The 20,926-nt window shown below is 73.5% G+C and carries 20 protein-coding genes and 1 pseudogene; 12 read left to right on the forward strand and 9 right to left on the reverse strand.

From position 1 onward, the window contains the following. A partial coding sequence (locus HTZ82_RS06145) for a sigma-70 family RNA polymerase sigma factor (protein ID WP_309235331.1) occupies positions 1–1,122 on the reverse strand: 1,122 nt, incomplete at its 3' end. 318 nt (positions 1,123–1,440) lie between these two features. On the opposite strand from HTZ82_RS06145, the gene HTZ82_RS06150 reads away from it, so the two are divergent. Beyond that, positions 1,441–2,130 carry an SGNH/GDSL hydrolase family protein gene (locus tag HTZ82_RS06150; protein WP_175408254.1) on the forward strand — a complete coding sequence of 230 codons (690 nt, stop codon included), beginning with the start codon at positions 1,441–1,443 and terminating at the stop codon, positions 2,128–2,130. Here the strand turns inward: HTZ82_RS06150 and HTZ82_RS06155 are convergent. Continuing rightward, positions 2,096–2,863, reverse strand: coding sequence for a peptidoglycan recognition protein (locus tag HTZ82_RS06155; RefSeq protein WP_175408255.1), 768 nt, complete (start codon positions 2,861–2,863; stop codon positions 2,096–2,098). The two genes, HTZ82_RS06150 and HTZ82_RS06155, sit on opposite strands and share 35 nt — an antisense overlap. 327 nt (positions 2,864–3,190) lie before the next feature. Here HTZ82_RS06155 and HTZ82_RS06160 point away from each other — a divergent pair, with 327 nt between their 5' ends. After that, positions 3,191–3,664 (forward strand): hypothetical protein, encoded by a 474-nt coding sequence (locus HTZ82_RS06160; RefSeq protein ID WP_175408256.1) that lies wholly within the window; start codon positions 3,191–3,193, stop codon positions 3,662–3,664. 52 nt (positions 3,665–3,716) lie between these two features. Here the strand turns inward: HTZ82_RS06160 and HTZ82_RS06165 are convergent, their stop codons facing one another. Next, complete coding sequence (locus tag HTZ82_RS06165; protein WP_175408257.1) at positions 3,717–4,139, reverse strand: DUF350 domain-containing protein; 423 nt, start codon at positions 4,137–4,139, stop codon at positions 3,717–3,719. A gap of 267 nt (positions 4,140–4,406) precedes the next feature. Here HTZ82_RS06165 and HTZ82_RS06170 point away from each other — a divergent pair, with 267 nt between their 5' ends. Then, positions 4,407–4,859, forward strand: a complete 453-nt coding sequence (locus HTZ82_RS06170; protein ID WP_175408258.1) for an SRPBCC family protein — start codon at positions 4,407–4,409, stop codon at positions 4,857–4,859. Positions 4,860–4,895: 36 nt separating this feature from the next. Here HTZ82_RS06170 and HTZ82_RS06175 read toward each other — a convergent pair whose 3' ends face one another. From HTZ82_RS06175 to HTZ82_RS06195, 5 genes and pseudogenes are all read right to left on the reverse strand, one after another. Further along, positions 4,896–5,879, reverse strand: coding sequence for a cyclopropane-fatty-acyl-phospholipid synthase family protein (locus HTZ82_RS06175; RefSeq protein ID WP_175408259.1), 984 nt, complete (start codon positions 5,877–5,879; stop codon positions 4,896–4,898). Positions 5,880–6,046: 167 nt separating this feature from the next. Further along, positions 6,047–6,253, reverse strand: coding sequence for a cold-shock protein (locus tag HTZ82_RS06180; RefSeq protein ID WP_175408260.1), 207 nt, complete (start codon positions 6,251–6,253; stop codon positions 6,047–6,049). Positions 6,254–6,406: 153 nt separating this feature from the next. Continuing rightward, the gene (locus HTZ82_RS06185) at positions 6,407–6,808 is read right to left on the reverse strand and encodes a DUF2795 domain-containing protein (RefSeq protein WP_175408261.1); all 402 of its coding nucleotides are present in this window, start codon (positions 6,806–6,808) and stop codon (positions 6,407–6,409) included. A 277-nt stretch (positions 6,809–7,085) separates the two neighbouring features. Then, a pseudogene (locus HTZ82_RS06190) lies at positions 7,086–7,718 on the reverse strand (phosphoribosyltransferase); the annotation flags it as partial. A 43-nt stretch (positions 7,719–7,761) separates the two neighbouring features. Further along, positions 7,762–9,162 (reverse strand): erythromycin esterase family protein, encoded by a 1,401-nt coding sequence (locus HTZ82_RS06195; protein WP_175408263.1) that lies wholly within the window; start codon positions 9,160–9,162, stop codon positions 7,762–7,764. A gap of 189 nt (positions 9,163–9,351) precedes the next feature. On the opposite strand from HTZ82_RS06195, the gene HTZ82_RS06200 reads away from it, so the two are divergent. From HTZ82_RS06200 to HTZ82_RS06210, 3 genes are all read left to right on the forward strand, one after another. Further along, positions 9,352–12,216, forward strand: a complete 2,865-nt coding sequence (locus tag HTZ82_RS06200; RefSeq protein WP_175408264.1) for a LuxR family transcriptional regulator — start codon at positions 9,352–9,354, stop codon at positions 12,214–12,216. A gap of 85 nt (positions 12,217–12,301) precedes the next feature. After that, entirely contained in the window at positions 12,302–12,799 is a 498-nt protein-coding gene (locus HTZ82_RS06205; protein ID WP_175408265.1) for an OsmC family protein, read from the forward strand. A 14-nt stretch (positions 12,800–12,813) separates the two neighbouring features. Further along, positions 12,814–13,434 carry an N-acetyltransferase gene (locus tag HTZ82_RS06210; protein ID WP_254711660.1) on the forward strand — a complete coding sequence of 207 codons (621 nt, stop codon included), beginning with the start codon at positions 12,814–12,816 and terminating at the stop codon, positions 13,432–13,434. A 362-nt stretch (positions 13,435–13,796) separates the two neighbouring features. Here the strand turns inward: HTZ82_RS06210 and HTZ82_RS06215 are convergent, their stop codons facing one another. Continuing rightward, complete coding sequence (locus HTZ82_RS06215; protein WP_175408266.1) at positions 13,797–14,696, reverse strand: LysR family transcriptional regulator; 900 nt, start codon at positions 14,694–14,696, stop codon at positions 13,797–13,799. 94 nt (positions 14,697–14,790) lie between these two features. Between HTZ82_RS06215 and HTZ82_RS06220 the strand changes: the two genes are divergently transcribed. The 6 genes from HTZ82_RS06220 (at position 14,791) to HTZ82_RS06245 (ending at position 20,903) form a co-directional block, all read left to right on the forward strand. Then, positions 14,791–15,669, forward strand: a complete 879-nt coding sequence (locus tag HTZ82_RS06220; RefSeq protein ID WP_175408267.1) for a PhzF family phenazine biosynthesis isomerase — start codon at positions 14,791–14,793, stop codon at positions 15,667–15,669. Between the two features lie 32 nt (positions 15,670–15,701). Next, on the forward strand, positions 15,702–16,562 hold the full coding sequence (locus tag HTZ82_RS06225; protein WP_309235333.1) for an alpha/beta hydrolase: 861 nt from the start codon (positions 15,702–15,704) through the stop codon (positions 16,560–16,562). A gap of 47 nt (positions 16,563–16,609) precedes the next feature. Further along, entirely contained in the window at positions 16,610–17,719 is a 1,110-nt protein-coding gene (locus HTZ82_RS06230) for a helix-turn-helix transcriptional regulator (RefSeq protein ID WP_175408268.1), read from the forward strand. A 253-nt stretch (positions 17,720–17,972) separates the two neighbouring features. Beyond that, positions 17,973–19,472, forward strand: coding sequence for an ankyrin repeat domain-containing protein (locus HTZ82_RS06235; RefSeq protein WP_175408269.1), 1,500 nt, complete (start codon positions 17,973–17,975; stop codon positions 19,470–19,472). Positions 19,473–19,884: 412 nt separating this feature from the next. Continuing rightward, positions 19,885–20,247 carry a hypothetical protein gene (locus tag HTZ82_RS06240; protein WP_175408270.1) on the forward strand — a complete coding sequence of 121 codons (363 nt, stop codon included), beginning with the start codon at positions 19,885–19,887 and terminating at the stop codon, positions 20,245–20,247. After that, complete coding sequence (locus HTZ82_RS06245) at positions 20,244–20,903, forward strand: nucleotidyl transferase AbiEii/AbiGii toxin family protein (RefSeq protein ID WP_073759566.1); 660 nt, start codon at positions 20,244–20,246, stop codon at positions 20,901–20,903. Before HTZ82_RS06240 ends, HTZ82_RS06245 begins: the two co-directional genes overlap by 4 nt. Positions 20,904–20,926: the final 23 nt, after the last annotated feature.

Raw genomic sequence — 20,926 nt, forward strand, 5'->3', positions numbered from 1 at the left:
CGGCACCCCCGGCGCGGGCCTCAGGCGACGCCTCCTCTGGAGACGACGGTACGGAGCTCCCGGGCCCGGCCGGCCAGAGCACGGCCAGCAACAAGGCCCCCACAACGGCAGCTCCCGCGGCGACGGGCGCCTTCCACCGCCCGCCACCGGAGCCAGGCGCACCGCCACCCGCACCAGCCGCCGCAGACCCCGCACCACCCGCCGCAGGCCCAGCAGGCCCAGCAGGCCCAGCAGGCCCAGCAGGCGCAGCGGGCCCCGCATGCCCCGCACCGCCCCCACGTCACCCGCGTCCCACGCAGCCCCCGCCGGCTCCGCCACAGGCACAGCCGGGTACCCCGCCACCGGTACCACCAGCGCCAGGCCCGCCAGCAGGGCCTCCGCGGGGACGAGCCCCGAGCGGTGGTCGCCGCAGGAGGCGCAGGCACGGGCATGGCGGGCGATCCGCTTGCGCCACACCGACGACGGGCGGCCGTCCCAGTCCTCCGTCACCCGCGCCAGCTCCGGGCAGCGCGGCTCGGCCGCGAGCGCCCGCACGACCACGCGCCCCGTCTCCAGCTGCGCCTTCATCCGCTGGACGCGCACCGCCGCGTGCCGCGCGGGAACGCCCAGCGCCTCGGCCAGTTCCGCGCGCGTCAGTTCACCGGCCGCCTCCTGCCACCACAGGGACAGCAGCGCACGGTCGTCCTCGTCCAGCCAGCGCGTGGCCTCGGCCACCTCCCGGCGCTGCCCGGACAGGCCGAGCCGCAGGATGGTCAGCTCCACGAAGTCGGCCGCGGGATCGGGCCGTTCCGCGACCCGCTCCAGGGAGGCCGCCGACGCCTGCTGACGGTCCGTCCAGCGCCTCCGTATCTGGTTCATCGCGATCGCGACCAGCCACGACCGGAACCGGGACGGCTCCCGCAGCCCGCCCAGCCCGTCGAGCGCCCGGAACATGGTGTCCTGGACGACGTCGTCCACGTCCGCGTGACCGTCCAGCGCCCGCCCCACCACGTTGTAGACCAGCGGTAGATAGTCCGCCACGAGCCGCTCGCGTGCGCGGCCGTCGCCCGCCCGTGCCGCGCACACCAGCTCCGGAACGTGCTCGCCGTCCGTGTGCCTCTCCGCGTCCCTGTACTCATGCACCTGCTTGTGCGTCTGCGTCTGCGTCTGCGCGTGCCTCTGCCTCTGCATCGTCTGCCTGCCGCCCCGTTCCGCGTCGTCTCCGTACGGTCCTGTCGTCGGGAGACCTGCCGGCGCGCCGCCGACAACACAAAAACCGCCCCATCGGACCACACGTGCGTTCGCACCGCCCCGGCGGGTACCGAAACTTTCGAAGCGCCGGCAGTCCCTGCCGGACCTTGCCGATCACCCGGCGCCGAACTTAGGTTCACGACACACCCGCCCACGCACCCGCCCGCCCCACCACGGCCGCCCGCCTCAGGAGTCTGCACCGGAGCCGCCATGCACCTGCACTTCCCCGCCGGATCGCACGTCCTGTTCCAGGGCGACTCCATCACGGACGGCGGCCGCGACCGCGGCCGCCACCTCGACACCGGCGGCCCCCGCGAGCCCAACGCCGCGCTCGGCCACAGCTACGTCTACCTGGTCGCCGCCCGCGCCGCCGCCCAGTCGCCCGGCCACCGCTGGCGGTTCACCAACCGCGGGGTCGGCGGCGACAAGGTCACCGACCTGGCCGCACGCTGGCGGACCGACACGCTGGACGAGCGACCGGACGTCCTGTCCGTTCTCGTCGGCGTCAACGACGCCTGGCGCGTGGTCGAAGGCGACTCGGACGACCTCGACGCCGACCGATTCCGCACCACGTACGACGCGCTCCTCACCCGTACCCGCGAGCCCCTGCCCCGGCTGCGGATCGTCCTGTGCGAACCGTTCTCGCTGCCCGGCGGCCCGAGCCCCGACTTCGACGACGCCCTGGCCGCCCAGGTGCTCCTCCGCCAGAAGGCCGTCGCCGAACTCGCCGCCGAGCACCGCGCCGAACTCGTACGTCTCCAGCCGGTCTTCGACGAGGCCGCGCGCCGCGCCCCGGCCGCGCACTGGATCCACGACGGCGTGCACCCCACGCACGCGGGCAACCAGCTCCTCGCGGACGCCTGGATCACCGCCGTTGCAGCCGCGCGACCCGCGCGCTGACCTCCGGAAGCCGGGCGTACAGCGCGGAGCCCGGGCAGCGCGTCGGGTAGCCGTCCGTGTGCCCGCCCACGATCGGCAGCCGGGCCGTCGTGCCCTCGGGGAACCGGGACTCGTCGTTCGTCGAGACCAGCGCGACCGTGCCGCGCGGATCAGGCCCGTACGGGTCGAGCTTCCAGGCGACGAGCCGCGCGATCGCGTCGAGCATCGGCTCCGGAACGGCTTCGCCCTCCGTGAACGTGCCGATCGCGGCGATCCCGACCGTGCCCTCGTTGAAGCCTTTCGTATGCGCGCCGACGACCGCGCGGTCCACGCCCCCGGCCCGGCCCTCGTAGATCGTGCCGCACGCGTCGACGAGGAAGTTGTAGCCGATGTCGTCCCAGTCCCTGCCGTACGCGTGACCGGCGTACAGGCCGCGCAGCGTGCGCGGCACGCTCGCGCAGTCGTAGCCGTTCGGGGTGCTCGTGTGGTGGATGACGGCGGCCTTCACCACCGGCGCGTACCGTGCGGCGGGCGCCGTCGACACCGACTCGGCCTGCCACGCCGCGCGCGACACGATCTCCGGGCGCGCGCCCTGGTGCCGTACGGCGTGGGGCCGGCTCGTACGGGCGCGCTCCGACGCGTCCGGGTGGCGCGGCGCCGACGAAGGCCCGAGCACGAGCGAGGCACCGGACAGGACGACGAGCACCGCCAGGGAGGCGGCGGTGCGGCCACGGCGCGTGGAGGGGAGACGCATGATCCACGCCTCCTCCGCGCCGCTCCACCGTTCTCGCCGCTGCGCCGGTCCGCCGCGCGGCCGCTCCGTCCCTTCCGTGCCCGTGCGGTACGACTCCGTAGCTGTGCGGTACGACTCCGTGTCCGTGCGGTACGACGGCCGTACCCTCGCGACCATCGTCGCCACCGGACCGCGACCCCGCCCGCCGGAGTGCTCCGTACGCCGTACGGGAGCGGGCGCGGGGCCGGTTGTCAGTGGCCGCGCCTACGTTTGAGGAAGAAGTCGGGGCTCGCGCGGGACCCAGCCGTGGGACCGGGCCGCGGAACCTTGTGGGGGAAGGGGTGCGTCATGACCACCAGCGCGTTCGAGGCAGCCACGGGAGACGGGCCCGCACCGCCGGACGCGGCGGCGTCCGAGCGGCGCGCCGCGGAAGTGCGCGTCGCGTACGAGGGTCTGCTCCAGATCAGACGGCTCACCAACACGGCGGGCGGCGACCCGGGGGCCGTGCCCGCGGCCTGGGAGCGCAATCAGCCTGCCCGCGCAGTCGCCCTCGCCCTGGAGGCGGCCGGCATACCACCGTCGGCGTGCGCCGCCGACGGGCGGCGCACCGCCACCGGGTACCGCGTCGGGCCCGGCGAACGGCCCGACACGGTACGGGTGGAGTGGCTCGGCCCACCGGGCGGCGGCGCCGCGCAGGACGAGGAGCAGGCCCTGGCCCGGTGCGCCCGCGCCCTGGACCGCCTCGGCTGGGAGACGCTGCTGTACCGCGGGCCCCGCAGACGCCGCTTCCTGGAGGTGGAGCCCCTCAGCGCCGGCCAGTAGCCCCGGTGCGAAGCCGGGCAGGAAGAACCTCGAAGAACCTGCCCTGGAACCCCTAGGCGATGGAGGCCGAGACGATGGCCGACACCGCGATGTTGCAGGACGCCGTCACCCACACGGCCGGGTGCGGCTCCGGCTGGACCAGGTGCGCGCCCAGCCGGCCCGGTGTGATGACGTCCACCACGAGAAACGCCACGGCCAGCATCACGAGGCCCAGCAGACCGAACGCCGCGGTGGACGCCAGACCCTTGAGGAAGTCGTCGTACGTCGACCAGATGGAGGTGAACACGATGCCGCCGATGCCCAGCAGCGCCGAACTCAGCAGGAGCGCGCCGTTCCGGTTGCGCTCCTCCCAGATCAGCCGGCGGAGATTGCCCGGCGTCAGGACGTCGACCAGGACTATCCCGAGAATCAGCAGGACCAGCCCGAGGCCGCCGTAAGCCGCCGCGCGGCCGAGTCCGTTGACGATGTCGATCATTGAGCCGGCTCCCCCTGGAAAGCGAAGTGCGATCGTGAGTGATCGCGGTCAAGGCGACGCAAAATGTAGCGCACGCCCCGCGCGACGCGGCCTGCGCGGTACGGCAGGAGGGAGCCCGCACACCGGTACCCGGTCCACGGCTGCCCGGTACGCCGCGTCCAGGTGCCCGCCGGTTGCGGAGTGCCCGGGGCGCCGGTATCGGTCGGGGGAGCGGGGGCGAACCGGTCCGCGGTACGTGCGGGCGACGACCTCTGGACGGGGCACGGCATGGCGATCGACGAGACGGCGGAGCGGGTCATCCCGCTGGACTGCGAACAGGTGGCCGGGTACGCCATGGACTGGCGGAACGACGCCGCCTGGACGCAGGGCATCCGCGAGGCCACCCTCACCCGCGAGGCCGACGCGGGTGGCTTCGGCGTCGGCGCGGAGGTGACCCGTACCGCGTACTTCCTCGGCAGGCGCATCGACTACGTGCTGCGCGTGGCGGCGTACGAGCCCGGCCGGCTGCTCGACATGGTGTCCGTCGCCGGACCGATGCCGATGCACGTCACGTACACCTTCGCCCCTCACCCGCGCGGCACCCTGGCCCGGATCCGGGTACGCGGCGACACCGCCGGCCAGTACCGGGCGGCTGGACCGGTACTGGCGTGGAAGGTCCGCTCGTCGATCCGCAAGGACCTCCGCGACCTGGAGCGCATCCTGCTGCCCTCCGGCCGCTGAAGAGGCCGTACGCGGGCGGCTGTCGGGTCAGAGTCCTCAGAGTCTCTCGAAGACCATGCGGACGCTGGTGAAGCGGCCCTCTCTCAGGAACCCGAGGGCGGCCCGCTGCTCCCTGATGATGTCCGACACCGCTTTCTCGCCGATGAGTTCGGCACCGCGCGCCCGGTTGGCCTCCGACCGCTCCAGCCAGGCCGCCACGGTGCGGATGCCGTCCCCGGGGGCGCTGCGCGACTCCACCAGCCGGAACAGGCCGCGGCTCGCGTCGGTCAGTTCGGCCCGGGTCGGCAGGAAGCACTCCGGGAACACCTTCCGGGACGCGTGCAGGCCCTCACGCAGGTTCCTGACCCCGTGGGCCAGCTCCTTCGGGCCGAGGCGGCGCGACCGGCCGGCCGCCGGCGTCCCGTCCTGCCGGCGCGCGGGCAGCATCTCGGGAGGCAGCACCAGCGAGGCGAGCCACCCGCGGTCGTTCCACGCGTTGGCCTGCAGAGCCAGCCGCCCTCCCGGGCGCAGCCAGGAGTGGCTGCGCCGGAAGAACTCCCGGTAGCGGGCGACCCGCTTGGCCCGCCACATGGTGCTGCCCGCGAAGTGCTCGATCGCCTCGATCGCGATGATCGCGTCGTACGGGCCGTCCGGCCGGTGGTCGAACCAGTTCTCCACCCGTACGTCGACCCCCGGCCAGCCCTGTTCGCGGGCCCAGCCCGCCTGGACGGGGCTCATGGTGATCCCGACGGCGTGGTCGACCTGGTGGACCTCCACCAGGCGCCGGACGAGGGTGCCGTACCCGCAGCCGACGTCCAGGACCCGCTCCGCGCCGACGGCGCCCGCCGCCACGGCGAGGTGGTCGAGCTTGCGCACCTGGGCGGACTCCAGTGTGTCGCCGTCCTCCCACATGCCGTAGGAGTAGACCAGGTCTTCCCCGAGGATCAGCCGGTAGAAGTCCCCCAGGTAGTCGTAATGATGAAGGATCGCCTTCGCCGACGAGCCCTTGTACGAGGTTTCCTTCTTGCCGTCGTGTGCCACGCGCGCCCACCGCTCCCTTTCGCCGACGCCCTGGCGACCAGCTAACCGGGTAGCCGGGCAAAATCCCGCACACACGCCCGCAGTGCCCCGAACCGTGCGATCGGCGGCGGCCACCCGGGTGACGTGGACCGAAGGGCGGGCGGGCCGGGGCAGCGACGGCCGCAGCTTCAGGCGGCGGGTGTGACGTTTTCGGCCTGCGGGCCCTTCGGCCCCTGCGTGATGTCGAAGCTCACCTTCTGGCCTTCGTGGAGTTCACGGAAACCCGACGTGGCGATGGCCGAGTAGTGGACGAACACGTCCGGGCCGCCGCCGTCCTGCTGGATGAAGCCGAATCCCTTGTCCGGGTTGAACCATTTGACGGTGCCGGTTGCCATGTCCTTGCTCCTTCATGAAAGCGGCAGCGGGGTGCTGTGCGCGTCAGGATCCGATAATCCAGTTCCCCACCGGTGCTGTGATGCAGAAACGCCCATGTCGTCAGCCGCCGGACGCAATGTGCCCGCAGACCTGTGCGGGTACCGGTGCCCGCTTCAACGGGCCGGCCTCAGGGCCTGCGCCACCTCGTCGGTGGTGTGGTAGCTGCCGCCCTCCGGCAGGTCCTGTACGGCTGTCACCACGGTGTCCGGCGCGTGCCTGTCCAACAGCGCCCGCACCAGCGCATCGCGGTCCGCGGGGTAGTCCTGCCGGTCCAGGGCACGTGCCAGCTCCAGGCGCATCGCCTCGTACGCCGCCCGCTCCTCGGCCTGGTCGCGCTCGAGGCCGGCCGGCGGCACGGGCCCGCCCGGGTCGACGCGGACATCGTCCTCCGCGACCGGCTCCGGGTCGTGTGCCTCCTCGACATGCGTGTGCTGCCCGGACCGGAGGTAGCCCTCCAGCTCGTGCTTCTTCTCGTCGTCCTTGCGGGGACTCGCCGGGTTGCTGCCTCGCTCCATGGTGGTCGGCACCCCCTTCCTGCGCGTTGTCCGCCGACCAGGTCGTGGCGTCCGCCGAGTACCCGCCCGGCAAGGACGAACACGCGGGTACGGCACCTCCGGCGTCCGCCACGTGAGGTCCCTCGGCGCTCGACGGCCGGGCGCTGTGTCAGCGGGCGGTGCCTTCACTCCCGTGCGCCTGGCTCCGGTGGGCCGGGCTCCCGTGCGCCCGGCCCGGGTGCGCCGGGCCTCGCTGTGCCGACGGCGCCGATCGTGCCGGTGCCGAGGCCTCGGAGGCGCGCAGCGTGCTGATCACCTCCTCGTCGGAGACCTGCGCGAACTCCTCGTACCACTCCCCGACCGCCCGGAAAGAGCGCGGTTGGTGGAGGCAGATGAGGTCATCGGCCTCCTCGCGCATCGTGGCGGCCGCCTGCGGCGAGCAGACCGGCACGGCCAGGATCAGGCGGACCGGCTCCTGCCGGCGCAGATGGCGCAGGGCGGCGCGCGCGGTGACACCGGTGGCGAGGCCGTCGTCGACGACGATGACGGTCCTGCCGTCGACACGCGGTGCCGGGCGTCCGCCGCGGTACAGGTCCTCGCGCCGGTGCAGCTCCGCCCGCTCACGGGAGACGTCCGCGGCGAGCCGGTCCTCGGTGAGGCCGAGGAGGGCGAGGGACCGCTGGTCGTACACGGGCGGGTCGTCGCCGGCGATCGCCCCGATGCCGGCTTCCGGACGGCCGGGTGCACCGATCCTGCGGGCGACCAGTACGTCCAGCGGCACCTTCAGGGCTCGGGCCACCTCGGCCGCGACGGGGACCCCGCCGCGCGGCAGGGCGAGGACGAGGGTGTCGGTGAAGTCCCGGTCGCCCGCCCATTCGAGGAGTCTGAGGGCGAGTTCCTGCCCCGCTTGTCGGTGGTCGTGGAAGCGCATGGGCGCTGCTCCTTCCGCAGGTTCGTGCCGATGGCCGGCCGTGTCAGACGCCGGTGGGCCAGGTCTCCTCCTCCCTGGTGTCCGCCGGGGCGGTACGGAGCGGGGTGAGGGCCGTGGTGCGGTCGAGGAAGCAGAACGCGTCGTACCGGTCGCCGAGAACGGTGGGCACATAGTTCCCCCACCGCTCGTGCTGCGGGCGGTAGACGACGCCGATGGCCCGGTGGTCGCGCTCCTCCCGCAGCCAGCCGGTGCGGTCCTCGGCCGGCGGGGGCCGATCCGGCCGGGGCTGATCCGGCCGGGGCCGATCCCGCCGGGGCCGATGGCGGGCGTCCGGGACGGGGAAGACGAACAGGCCGGCGCCGTCGGGCAGTGCCCGGTGCATCAGGTCTTCGAGGCTGCCCGGGCGGGCAGGCGGCACGCGCAGGGCGCGCGGGCGCCCTCCCCAGCGGTCCGAAGCGATCACCGTGCCCTCGTACGAGCCGAAGCCGACCAGGACCACCCCCTCCTCGCCGTGGCGCTCCCGCACGAGCTGGCCGACGTTGACCATGCCGGCATCGGCCATGTCCGTGGCCCGCGCGTCGCCGATGTGGGTGTTGTGCTCCCACACCACCGCCTTCGCGTGCGGGCCGTGGTGCTCCATGAGCCGGTCGAGTGTGTCGGCCATGTGATGGTCCCGGATGTTCCACGACTCCGGGCCGCCGCGCACCATCGCGCGGTAGTACCGCTCGGCTCCTGCCAGGACCTCCGCGTTCTGCCGGACGGCGAACCGCGCCAGGCTGTCGTCGACGGCCGCCGCTTCCTCCGCGTCACGGCGCAGCCGCACCAGAAGGGCGAGGACCTCCCGCTCGCAGCCGGACGGGACGAGCTCGGTGGACAGCGCGTAGGACTGCACGTCCTCCGCGTACGGCTCGAAGCAGCGGTAGGCCTCCAGCGCGTGATCGACGTGCTGTGGTGCGTGCCGGCTCAGGTAGCCGAGCACCGCGTGCAGCGACTCCCACAGCGAGTAGACGTCCAGCCCGAAGAATCCCACCCGCCGGTTCGGCGCCAGCGCGAGATTGTGCCGGCGCAGCCGGCGGCCGAAGTCGGCGACGTCGGTGTTGGCCCACATCCATGTCGGCCACCGGTCGAAGCCCCTCAGCGCCTCCACCGGGTCGTCCGGTGCGTCCGGCGCGGCCGTGACGGAGGAGTGCACCGCCTGGCAGTCGGGCCAGTCGCCCTCCACGGCGACGAAAGAGAAGCCCTTCTCCTCGATCAGCCGGCGGGTCAGCACGGCACGCCACCGGTAGTACTCGGCGGTGCCGTGGGACGCCTCGCCCAGCAGGACGTAACGGGCGTCGCCGATCCGTTCCATCAGGGGATCCAGCGACTCCGGCCCGGTGAGGGGGAGGGCGCTGCCGCGGATGCCGGCGACGTGCTGCCGCGCGCCGGCCGCCGGCGCCGTCATCGCGGCCGCTCCTCGGCTGCGGCGGGTTCTGGGATCATCACCGGCATCTCCCTCCGCGCGTTCGCCCGCTCCGTACGCCCGTGTCCGCCTGCCGGGTAGCCGTCGCGGCGGACGGTATGCCGACCGGACGCCCGGACACGACCTAGCATGGGATGAAGCGATGGGCCCGAGCGGTGTGGGTGTTCTGGGATGAGGCGACCCGCTGAGAAGCCCGAGGCCGGGAGGCTGCTGGGCCGGTGGCGCGAGCAAGCCCGGCTGCGTGAGGCGCTCGCCCGGTTGCGGGGCGGCGAGGGTGGCCTGTGGCTCGTCGAGGGGGACGCGGGAGCCGGTAAGACGACGCTGGTCGAGTCCGTTCTTCCTCCGGAGCTGCGCGTGATGCGAGGTGGCGGCCCTGGGAGGGGCGTCCCGTACGGACCGCTCAGGGCTGCGCTCGGCGGTCACTGGCCGGGAGCGGCAGAAGCCGAGGGTGACGTACCGACGGTGCTGCGGGAGACCTTCGAGCGCCTGGCGCGGGAGCGCCCCACTGTGCTCTTCCTCGACGACCTGCAGTGGGCGGACGCTGCGACGCTGGCCGTCCTCGACGGCTGGGCGGTGCCTTCGTCCGGGCTTCCCCTCCTGGTCGTCGGGGCGTTTCGCAGCGACGAGCTGCCGCGCGGGCACCCGGTGCGCGAGCTGCGGTCACGGCTGCGGCAGGCCGCTGGAGGCAAGGAGAGGCACGTCCGGCTGGCGCCCCTGGGCCCGGGGGACAGCGCTCTGCTCGTGCGGCGCGTGCTGGGGGACACCGCCACGCACGACGTCGTGGACACCGTTGTACGCCGTGCTCGCGGTCTGCCCTTCTACCTGGAGGAGCTCGCCTCGGCGGTCGCCGAGACCGGGGACACCGCGGTGGTGCCCGAGTCGGTCACGGACGCCGTGCTGCAACGCGTGGCCCGTCTCTCGGAGGCAGCGCGGGCCGTCGCCCAGGTGGTCGCCGTGAGCGGGGCGGTCCGGCTCGACGTACTGGCCGAGTTCGGCGCGCAGGAGACGGGGATCGAGGAGCTGTTCGATGCCGGTGTGCTGCTGCAGTTTCCGGGAGCCGGAGCCGGAGCCGGAGCCGGAGCCGGCCCAGGACCCGGTCCAGGACCCGGACCGGGAGCGGGCGAGGCCGTCTTTCGTCACGCCCTGATAGGGGAGGCGCTGTACGCCGCCATCCCCTGGGCACGTCGTCGTCGGCTCCACGCCGCGCTGGCGCAGGCCATGGGGGTACGGGGTGAAGCGCCCGCGCTCGTGGCGGCGCACTGGGAGAAGGCCCACGAGCCGGAGCGCGCCTGCCCGCTGCTGCTGGAGGCCGCTGAGGCCGCGTGCCGGGTGCACGCCTACCGCGACGCGATGGACGCGATCCAGCGTGTCCTGGCACTCTGGCCCACGGGAGCGGACGACGCCGCCCGGCTGCGTGCGCTCGACCGGCTGGGCGAGTGCGCTGCCCGTTGCGGTGAGACGGATGAGGCCGCACGCGCCTGGGAGCAGGTCGCCCTCGCATGCCAGGCCTCGGGGGACGACGCCGCCCATGCCCGGATCGCACGGTGCCTGGCCGGCGTCTACGAGCTGGCGGACGACTGGCCGCGTGCGCTCGCGGCCCGGTACGTCGCCGCCGAGAAGTACGCCCGGACGGGCCGCCGGGCCGAGGCGGCGGCGGAACGGCTCGCAGCGGCCTCGCACCTGCACTCCGCCGGTGATCTCACCGGCGCGATGCGGCTCATACGGGAGGCGTGGCAGGACATCGACGCCGCGGGGCCCGACGGTGCGGCCGAGCTCCGGGCACGCGCCATGGGCACAGAGGGGCTGGTGAGGACCAAACTCGGCCAGGGCGCGGTCGGCATAGATCTGACGCGCAGGGCTCTCGACCTCGCCCTCGGCTCCGGGCCCGACTCTCTGGCCGCCGACATCTACTACCTGTACGCCGACGCGCTCGAACAGCGCACGGACTATCCCGCCGCGCTCGACGCCTGGACCGACGCTCTGTCCTTCTGCCGCACCCGCGGCCTGGACGCCGACGCCCATGTCTGCCTGGCCTGCCTGACTCCGGCGCTGCGGCACACCGGCCAGTGGGACCGTGCGCTCCAGGCGGGACAGGAGGTCCTCGCCCGGGACGACGCCCCCGGCGTGGCGCGCATGGTGGCCGCCGGGGAGATCGGGCTCATCCTCGCCAACCGAGGGACGACGCCGTCGGCACGCCGCCACCTCGCTCGTGCCGCGGCGTACGCACGGGTCCATGAGCTGTTCGCACTGGAAATCGACGCCGGCTGGGGTCTGGCCCGGACCGACGCGCTCGACGGCCACGACGACAGCGCCACGACCCGGCTGCGGGAACTCACCGCCCGCTGCCTGTCCCGCGAGGAGCACCACTACTCCGTCGCCGCGCTGCGCTGGGCCGCGACGTACTTCGCCCGGCACGAGCTCCGCGGCGACCTCGGCGCGTGCACGGACGCCCTGGCCCGGATCGCCGCCGCCACGGGCACCGCGGAGGCGACCGCCGCTCTCGCGCACGCCCTGGCCGAGGCCGCCCTGCTGGAGGGCGATGCCCACCGGGCCGCCGACCGGTTCGAACGCGCGCTCGCACTCCTGGCCGCCGTCGCACTGCCGCCCGAAACCGCCGAGACACAGGCCAGGGCAGGCACCGCCCTGGCCGCAGCCGGCGACAGGACCAAGGCGGTCGAACGCCTCGTCGGCGCCTATCACACGGCACGCTCCCTCCGAGCTCGCCCGCTGGCCGCCGCGGCGGCCCGTGAGCTGGAGGCCCTCGGTGAGGACGTCCGCCGCCGGCTGGGCCCCGGAGCCGCCCGGCAGACGGACACGGTCGGCCTCACGCGACGCGAGGGCGAGGTTCTGCGCCTCGTCGCGGCCGGGCTCACCAACAGCGAGATCGCCGCCCGGCTCTTCCTGAGCACCCGGACCGTCGACATGCACGTCCGCAACCTGCTGACGAAGCTCGGCTGCCACACCCGTACAGAAGCGGTGCACAGAGCTGAGCAACTGGCCGTCCTCACCGGAGAAACCGTGTCGACCGTGCCCTGACCGTCCGGCGAATACGGCAATTCTGCCGTTCCTGCCGCCCTGCCTCCTCCGTAGGTTCGGTGCGTGAAGAGGAGGTGTGAGGGACATGGAGACCAGGACGACCACCCTCGAAGGCACCGTCGCGGCGTGGACGCGGGACCCGGACCGGGCACGCAGCACGCCGGCCGCGACCGCGAGCATGAAGGACGGCCAGGCCGTCATCCAGGCGGGCCCCTTCGCGCTGCGCGCCGATCTGCCCGCGCCCCTCGGCGGCACCAACCAGGCGCCCAGCCCGACCGCCCTGCTGCTCAGTTCCCTCGCCGGCTGCGCCGTCGCCTTCGTGTACGACACGCTCGGCCCCCAGCTCGGCGTGCGGATCGACGGCGTGGCGGCGACCGCGCGATGCGCCGCGGACGCCCGCGGGCTGCTGGGCATGGACGGCGCGGAGCCCGGCCTTCGCGATCTGGCGGTCGACATCACCGTGGACTGCCCGGACGGCGAGGAGGCCGTCGCCGAAGTCGCGCGCGTCTGGCAGGAGCGCTGCCCCGTCTATCTGGCGCTCCAGCGCCCCGCCGACGTCGCGGTCCGCTTCCGCGCAGCCTGACAAGGAGGCGTGTCATGTCACTGAAGGAGCCGCTCCGGCCGGGCATCCACACCCGGAAGGCGACGACGGAGGAGACCCGAGCCGTCGCCGAAACGCTCGCGGCGGGGTTCTTCGCCGACCCCGTGATCGGCTGGGCCTGGCCGGAGCCCCGACGGCGCCGGGAGATCCTCCCCGACTTCTTCGCGCTCTGGGTCGCCGGATGCATGGAGTACGACGAGGTCTACACGACGCACGACCTCGCCGGCGCCGCCCTGTGGATGCCGCCGCACGTCCAACAGGCGTTCGACGACAACGCCGAGGCGTTCGCCACCGACATCGAACGCGCGGCGCGCGAATGCGCCCCCGCGGTCATGGAGCTGCTCACCCTGCTCGACGACAACCATCCGCACGAACCGCACCACTACCTGCCCATCATGGCCACACGCCCCGAACACCAGGGCCACGGCATCGGCTCGGCGCTCCTCGACACGGTCCTGGCGCAATGCGACCGAGACACCCTGCCCGCCTACCTCGAAGCCACCAGCGCACGCAACGAGTCCCTGTACGCCCGCCACGGGTTCCGCACCATCGGCGAACTGCCCCTTCCCGATGGGCCCGTCCTCCACGCCATGTGGCGGGAACCGGGCACCCGATGACGGTCCGGAGGCACGCGTGCGGACCGAGCCGATGAACGACCATGCTCAACGGCCGTGACGGACGCTCATACGGCCGCTGGCCGCCGTTGGCCGTCGGCCGCCGGCCGCCGGCCTCCATGCCGGAGGTTCCGTACCGGAGCGGGTACTTCCACGGATCCCCCCGGCAGCCGGCCGGTACGACGGCGCGAGTACCGGCGGATGGGCGACGCGATCGGTGACATCTTCAGCGACGACCAGGGCCACCCGGGCCGTGGCCGTCTTGGTGGAATCGGCCCCGGCGGGCGGGCGCAGGACCACGTAGGTGCGTCGAGGGCCAGCCGGCGTCAGGGTGGCCGGCGGGCCGGCAGGCGGGCGTGCCGCCGTCAGGCGCCGGAGAAGTGCCGGCCGAGTTCGGCGACGACCGCGCGCACGGCGGGAGAGAGCCAGCGCCTGCCCAGCCGTACGAGCTGCACCGGGACGTCCGGGAAGCGGGGGCCCGCCACCTCCGCCAGGCGGCCTTCGCGCAGCGCGCCTTCGACGGTGACGCGGGGGAGAAGGGTGAGGCCCAGGCCGGCCGCGACGCACGAGCGGGCGGCCTCGATGCTGCCGAACCGGGTCAGCCGCGGCCGCGCCCCCGGCACCGCGAGAAGGTCCCGGGCGAGGCGGTCGCTGTAGGAACAGCCCTGTTCGTGCAGGAAGAAGTGCTCGCGGGAGAGTTCCTCCCAGCCGATGCCGGAGCCGTCGTCCCCGGCCAGCGGGTGGCCGGGGGCGGCGACGAGGACCAGGGGCTCGGCGGCCAGGCGTTCCGTGGCGAGGTCGGCGTACTCGGCCTGCTCCTCCAGCAGCAGGGCGAGGTCCAGCCGGCCGGAGCGCAGCCCCTCGACGGCGTCCGCGGTGCCCGTGGGGTGGAGGTGGATCTCGACCTCGGGATGGGAGCGGCGCAGGGCGGCGATCACCCCGGGCAGCCGCGCCGAGCACAGCGTCTCGCCGGCGCCGAGCACCACCCGGCCGGTGACCGGTCCGCCGCTGCTCGCCGCGGCGGTGGCCCGCAGCCGTTCCTCCGCCTCCAGAACGGCCTCGGCGTCCGTGAGCAGACGCCGCCCGGCGTCGGTGAGCACCGTGCTGCGCGGCAGCCGGTCGAAGAGGCGGGTCCCGAGGTCCTTCTCCAGCGTCCGGACGTGGACGGTGACCGTGGACTGGGCCAGGTGCAGTTCGGCGGCGGTCGCGGTGAAGTTGCCGGTGCGGGCGAGTGCGGCGAAGGTGCGCAGGAGCCGGGTGTCCACGGGACGACCGTAGCCGAAGCGATCGGATTCCTCGATCGCGATCTTCAAGGATCATCATTTCCGTGCATGGCTGCGGCATGGCAGCGTAAGGGCCATGAACCTCGACACCAGCCTGGACGTCCTGCACTATTCCGCCTTCACCCCCGGCACGACCGTCTCCGAGGGCGGCAATCCGGCCGGCGTCCTCCTGGACGCCTCCGCGCTCGACGACGCGGCGATGCTGTCCGTCGCCGCCGAACTGGGCTACTCGGAGTCGGCGTTCGTCACAGCCCGGGACGACTCCCGCGGCCGCTTCCGGGTCCGCTACTTCAGCCCGCTCGCCGAGGTCCCGTTCTGCGGGCACGCCACCGTCGCCACAGCGGTGGCGCTCGCCGAGCGGATCGGCCCGGGCGAGTTCGTCTTCGACACCCCGGCGGGGGAGATCCCGGTGTCGACGGCCGCCGACGCGGACGGCGCGGTACGGGCCACGCTCACCAGCGTGCCCACCCGCTCCCGGCCGGCCACACCGGAGGAGCTCGACGCCGCGCTCGCCGCGCTGCGCTGGGAGAGCGACGACCTCGACCCGGAACTGCCCCCGCACGTCGCCTTCGGCGGGAACGACCACCTGGTCCTGGCCGCCGCCACCCGGGCCAGGCTCGCGGATCTCGCGTACGACTTCGACGGCCTCGCCGAGGTGATGCGACGCCACGGCTGGACCACCGTCCAACTGGTGTGGCGCGAGTCGGCCGACCGGTTCCACGCCCGCGACCCGTTCCCGGTCGGCGGCGTGGTGGAGGACCCGGCGACGGGCGCCGCCGCGGCCGCCCTCGGCGGCTATCTGCGTGCCCTCGGCCTGGTACCGGAGCCGGTGACGATTGCTGTCCGGCAGGGCGAGGACATGGGCCGCCCGAGCGAACTCCTCGTGGGCGTCGACCCGGCGGATCCCCGGGTACGGGTCACCGGCAGGGCGCAGCCCATCGGCGGCCCCAGGTGAGGCCCGGCGCTGCCGCGGTCGTGGGGGTGGACGTGGGGGACGGGGTCCGGCTGGCGGTGACGGACAGCGGCGGTGACGGGCCCGTGGTCCTGCTGCTGCACGGCTGGCCTGTGACGTCGTACCACTGGCGCCTGACCGTCCCGGCCCTCGCCGAGGCCGGCTTCCGGGCCGTGACGGCCGATCTGCGGGGGCTCGGGAACTCCACGGCGGGCAGCGGACGGTTCGACAAGGAGTCGCTGGCCGGTGACGTCATCGCACTGGCCGACCGCCTCGGTGTGCCCCGCTTCGCCGTCGTGGGGCACGACTGGGGAGGCACGGTCGGCTACCTCGCCGCGGCCGCCCACCCGCGGCGGGTGTGGGCACTGGCCGTCGAGGAAGAGGTCCTCCCGGGCATCGATGTGGAGATCCCGGAGCCCGGACGCGGCCACTACCCGGACTGGCACGGCCCGTTCAACCGCCGGGCGGGCCTGGCGGAAACCCTCGTACTTGGGCGCGAGTACGCCTACTACGGAACGTTCCTGCGCCAGAGCGCGGGCCCCGCACCGCTGTCCCTGTCCGGCGACGCGGAACGCGTCTACCTCGACGCCTACCGGCGGCCAGGCACCCTCGCGGCGGGCCTGGGCTACTACCGGACGGCGGAGACGGACGCGGCAGCGGTCCGGGCCCGCTCGCACCACCTGCTGGACGTGCCCGTGCTGGCGATCGGCGGGCGGTACGGCATGGGGACGGCGGTGACGCGGTGCCTCGCACGGGTCGCCACAGACGTGCAGGACCTCCAGATCGCACAGTCCGGCCACTATCCGGCCGAGCAGGACCCGGCGGCCGTCAACCCGGAGCTCACGTCGTTCCTCCGGCGGCACTGCCCGCACCACGGTCGTGGCCGACGGCAGTGAGGGCGAGTGAGGGCGAACCCCTGGTCAGACTGGGCTGGACGGAGGTGATGCTCGACGCCTTCGCCGACGCCGAACGGCACAGCGACCGCGGCGCCGGCATAGCCCGCCGGACCGGCCGCCTCTACATGCTCTCCCAGCTTCTGCTGAGCAAGGCGTACGCCCACTTCCTGACGTGCAGGATCACCACGGCCCTGGAACTCGCCGACGAGGCCGCGGCCATAGCCCGGGCCCTGGGCAGCGGCGAACTCCTCGGCTTCACCCTCGCGGTCAGAGCCCTCGTCCTCCAACAGGCCCGCCCGCCCGGCGACCCGGCCGTGCTGGCCGCCGCCGAGGAAGCCGCGGCGGCGGTGGAGGGCACCGGGCGGAGCTGGTGGTCCACGTTGTCGCGGTCCCTGCTCGCCTTCGCCGCGCTGGGCGCCGGCGACCCGCACCGCGCCCGGGACGTGCTGCTGGACGCGGGCGGCGGCAAGGATCTGCCCCTGCTGCAGCCCTCGCTGCGCCCCGAGTACCTGGAACTCCTCGTCGCCTCCGCACTGGCCGTGGGCGAGGTGGAGGAAGCGGAACACTGGGCCGAGCGTGCCCTCAAGGAGGCCGAACGGCTCGGCCCGGCGACCCGGCGGGCGGCAGCGCTCCGCGCCCTCGGCCAGGTGGAGGCCGGCAGCGGGCACCAGGCCGAGGCGGCACGGGCCTTCGCCGAAGCCGCTCGGGAGAGCGCGCGAGCCGGCGCGACCCTGCGGGAGGCACAGAGCCTGCTGCTCGGCGCCCCCCTGATGAAGGCCGGCGGAGACGGCGCCCGCGCCACCGGGATGTGGCGCCGCGGGCGCCGCCTGGCCGAGCAGGGCGGGGCACTGCTGCTGGTCGCCCTGGTCGACCGGACGGGCCCTGCCGTACACGGGCACGGGGACGCGACAGGGCCAGCGGAAGTGCCGGCCGGCAAACTGTCCCTGCTGACCGCACGGGAGCGGGAGATCGCCCACCTGGTCGCCGAGGGCCTCACCAATCAGGCCGTGGCCTCCCGGCTCTGCCTCAGCCCGCGCACGGTCGAGAGCCACGTCGCCCGCGTGTACCGCAAGACGGGCGTACCGTCCCGCGCCGCCCTGGCCACGCTGCTGGCCCGCCACGCCGGTACGGCGCGAAAGGCGCCGCCTCTTCCGTGACCGGCCCGGCGGGAGGAGCGGTTTCCCGTCCCGCGCGCCGGAGCTGCTTCAACGGTATTGGGCCCAGGACTCGGGCCCACCTGGGCATGCCGCCACCTTTCCGTTGTGCGTAAAGCCGGCGGGAGCGGTCAGTAGAACTACGGAATCATGCCTGCTCACGGCCTACGGGCCGGGTCGTCTGGTCTACGTTGCAGAGGTCCGGCGGCCGGCTCGCTGCGGCCCGCTGTCAGCGGGCGGCCCTAGAGTTTTCACCATGAGCGGAGTCATGAGCGAATCCATTTTTGCTGCTGTCGCGCCGGTGTGTGGCGGTGATCCCGCCGAGCGTGCCGCACTGGTCCGGTCACTGATCGCCGACGGGGCGGACACCTCGGCGCGCGACGGGAGCGGTGCCACCCCCTTGCACCGGGCGGTCAAGGCTCCGTGCAGCGCGGACGACCCGCTGCCGTCCGTTGAGGTGATACGGGCGCTGCTGGAGTGCGGCGCGGACGTGCACGCCGTCGACGACAACGGCGTCACTCCCGGTGTGTGGGCCGTGGCCTCGAACGACTCCGATCCAGCGGCGTGGGCGGAACGCTCGTTGGAGGTGCTGGCGCTGCTCGTGGAGCACGGTGCCCGGCTGGACGGACCGAACGGCTTCGCCGCGGGGGGCTCCCCGGCCCACCACAGCACCGCGGCCGTGCCGCTGTACACCTTTCTGCTCGACCACGGCGCACCGCTCGACGCGGTCGACGCGCGCGGCGAGACCCCGCTGCACGCGACCGTACGCTCCGGGCGGCCGGGCCTGGTACGGCTCCTGCTGGAGCGCGACGCCGACACGACCGCCGTCAACGGCCTCGGCCAGACCCCGCTCGGCATCGCGCTGCGCCTGCCGGAGAACAGCGTCGAGCAGCGGCAGGCACGGCACGAGACCGTGTCCCTGCTGCGGGCGGCGGATGCCCCGGCACATGTGAGGTATCCGCTGGTGGGGGGCGGGCCACTGCCCATCGACATGGGCGCGGTCCGTCGGGCCGCCGCGGTGATGTGTGCCAAGCGGGCCGCAGCGTGCGAGGCCGCCGGAGTTCCCGACGACAGCGGCCGGCTCGCGCGCCTGGTCGAGCCGGACCTCGCCAGCTACCAGGACCTGGCCTCCGAACTGCGCCACCACTGCGACCCCGACCTGCTGCCGTCGGTGCCCCGCCTGTGCGCCGCCGCTCTCGGCGACACCGGAACGACGCGCACCCTCACCGGCGACCACCACGTGGACATGCCGTTCTTCCACCACGGGGATCTGGTGGTGAAGGGCGCCCTGGACGTGGTGGCGCCCTTCGTGGTCACCGGTTCGCTGACGGTCGAAGGCGTGCTCGCCGACTGCGGCCCGGATTCGGTGGTGGCGATCGGTGGCGGGGTGACAGCCCGAGGGGTGTTCACCGACGGCGAGATGTACGTCGGCGGCGACATCGAGGCCGAGGTCGTCCATGGGTACGACAACGACCACACGCTCCAGGCGGGCACCATCCGCGCACGCCTGGTCATCGAGGACGAGCACGAGACGATCGCGAGCGTGCGAGCCGACCTCCACTTCGACACGTTCGGGTACCAGCAGGGGTACGGCGACGGCGTCCAGGAGCAGTTGCGCGAGCTCCTGGTGGACGAGGTCTTCGCCGCCGACGAGGACGAGGACGACGAGGAGATGTTCGACTACGGCCTGCTCCAGGCCCGGCTGGGCGAAGGGCTGCCCGTCTTCCGCCCCCACCCGGCCCCCCGCACCGGCTGAGCGGCCCCACCGGCAACCCGCCGAGGGCGACCGCGATCGACAAGGCCCCGGCCAGAAACCGGGGAGCCTGATCAGCGCGGCCACGACGCCCCGCCGGATCGCTCAGGGCGGTGCCGGCGGAAACGCCGAAGGCGAGCCCGACCGGCCCATTCGAGGTGTCCATAAGGACGGGCTCGACACGCTACGGGTGGTTCCTTGAGGCCGGCCTCAGCCTGATCCGTGGTCATGAGAATCGCCGGCGGGCCTCGGCTTCGGCACCGACGTCTTTCCGACACCGACACCGAAGCCGCAGCGCTAAGCGCCCACTGGGTGGGTGTCCGAGGGAAGGGCGGGCGGCCGCCCGACCCGTACGTACGACAGGGGGACCTCCGTATCCGCCCTGCCCCTGCCTCCCAGCAGCGATACTGGATGCATGGACACGACGATCACCGCCCCCCGCGCCGAGGTGCTGCGGGACCGCTACCGTGGCCGATTGCCCGAGCGCTTGCAGGAGCTGGCCGGTCCTGTCGAGGGCACTGTGGACCTGCCGCTCCACATCGTCTGGTCCGGGCGGACGAGCTACAGCCTGGACCGTCCGAAGTCCCGCATGACGCTCTACCGGACCGTCCTCGCCGAAGGACTGAGCGAGGACCTGGTGGCCCTCCTGCACCACCAGCTGCTCACCGAGCAGTGGCCCGTGCTGCGGCGCTTGATCAGTCCCTACATCCGCGAGGTCTGGGAGGACGCCTTCCCCGAGCTGCTCCGCACCGCTCCGGCCGACACGACCGCCGCGTGAAGCTCACTCCGCTCCACGAGCGTCTCCTCGCAGACATCCTCGACCTCGGATCCCCCTACCCTCTGGTTCTCACTGGCGGATACGCCGTGCAGGCCCACGGCCTGGTCGAACGCTTCAGCCGTGACCTCGACGTCGCCACCGAGAACCCCGCTCCGATGCAGGAGATCGTCGCCTCACTCACAGCAGGCCTCAGCGCGCGCGGATGGCGGACCACGCACGTCCAGACCGATCCGCTCAGCGGCCGGTTCCTCGTCACCGATCCGGACACCGGCGAGGAATGCGAGGTCGACGTCCTCAAGGAGGCGTTCTGGGCTCCGCCTGCCCAGACCCCCTACGGCCCCGTTCTTTCCCTCGACGACGTGATCGGCACCAAGGTCCGTGCCCTCGCTGACCGCGGCACCGTCCGCGACCTCATCGACGTCCAGGCTGCCTCCCGCCACCGCTCCACTGCCGACCTAGAATCCCTGGGCCGCCGTCGCGCCCACGACGAGTTCAGCCTCGAAGACCTCCGGGACCGGCTGATCGGCGCGGACTGGTACGAGGATGAGGACTACACCGCGTATGGGCTCACCTCCCGGCAGATCGAAGAACTCAAGGCGTGGGCGCTGGAGTGGGCGGAGGATCTGGGTGCGCGGATCCATGACGAGAACGCCTGAGAGGCGGTCATCGCGCCGGAGTT

The sequence above is a fragment of the Streptomyces sp. TRM64462 genome (assembly GCF_013362995.1).
Lineage (GTDB): Bacteria > Actinomycetota > Actinomycetes > Streptomycetales > Streptomycetaceae > Streptomyces.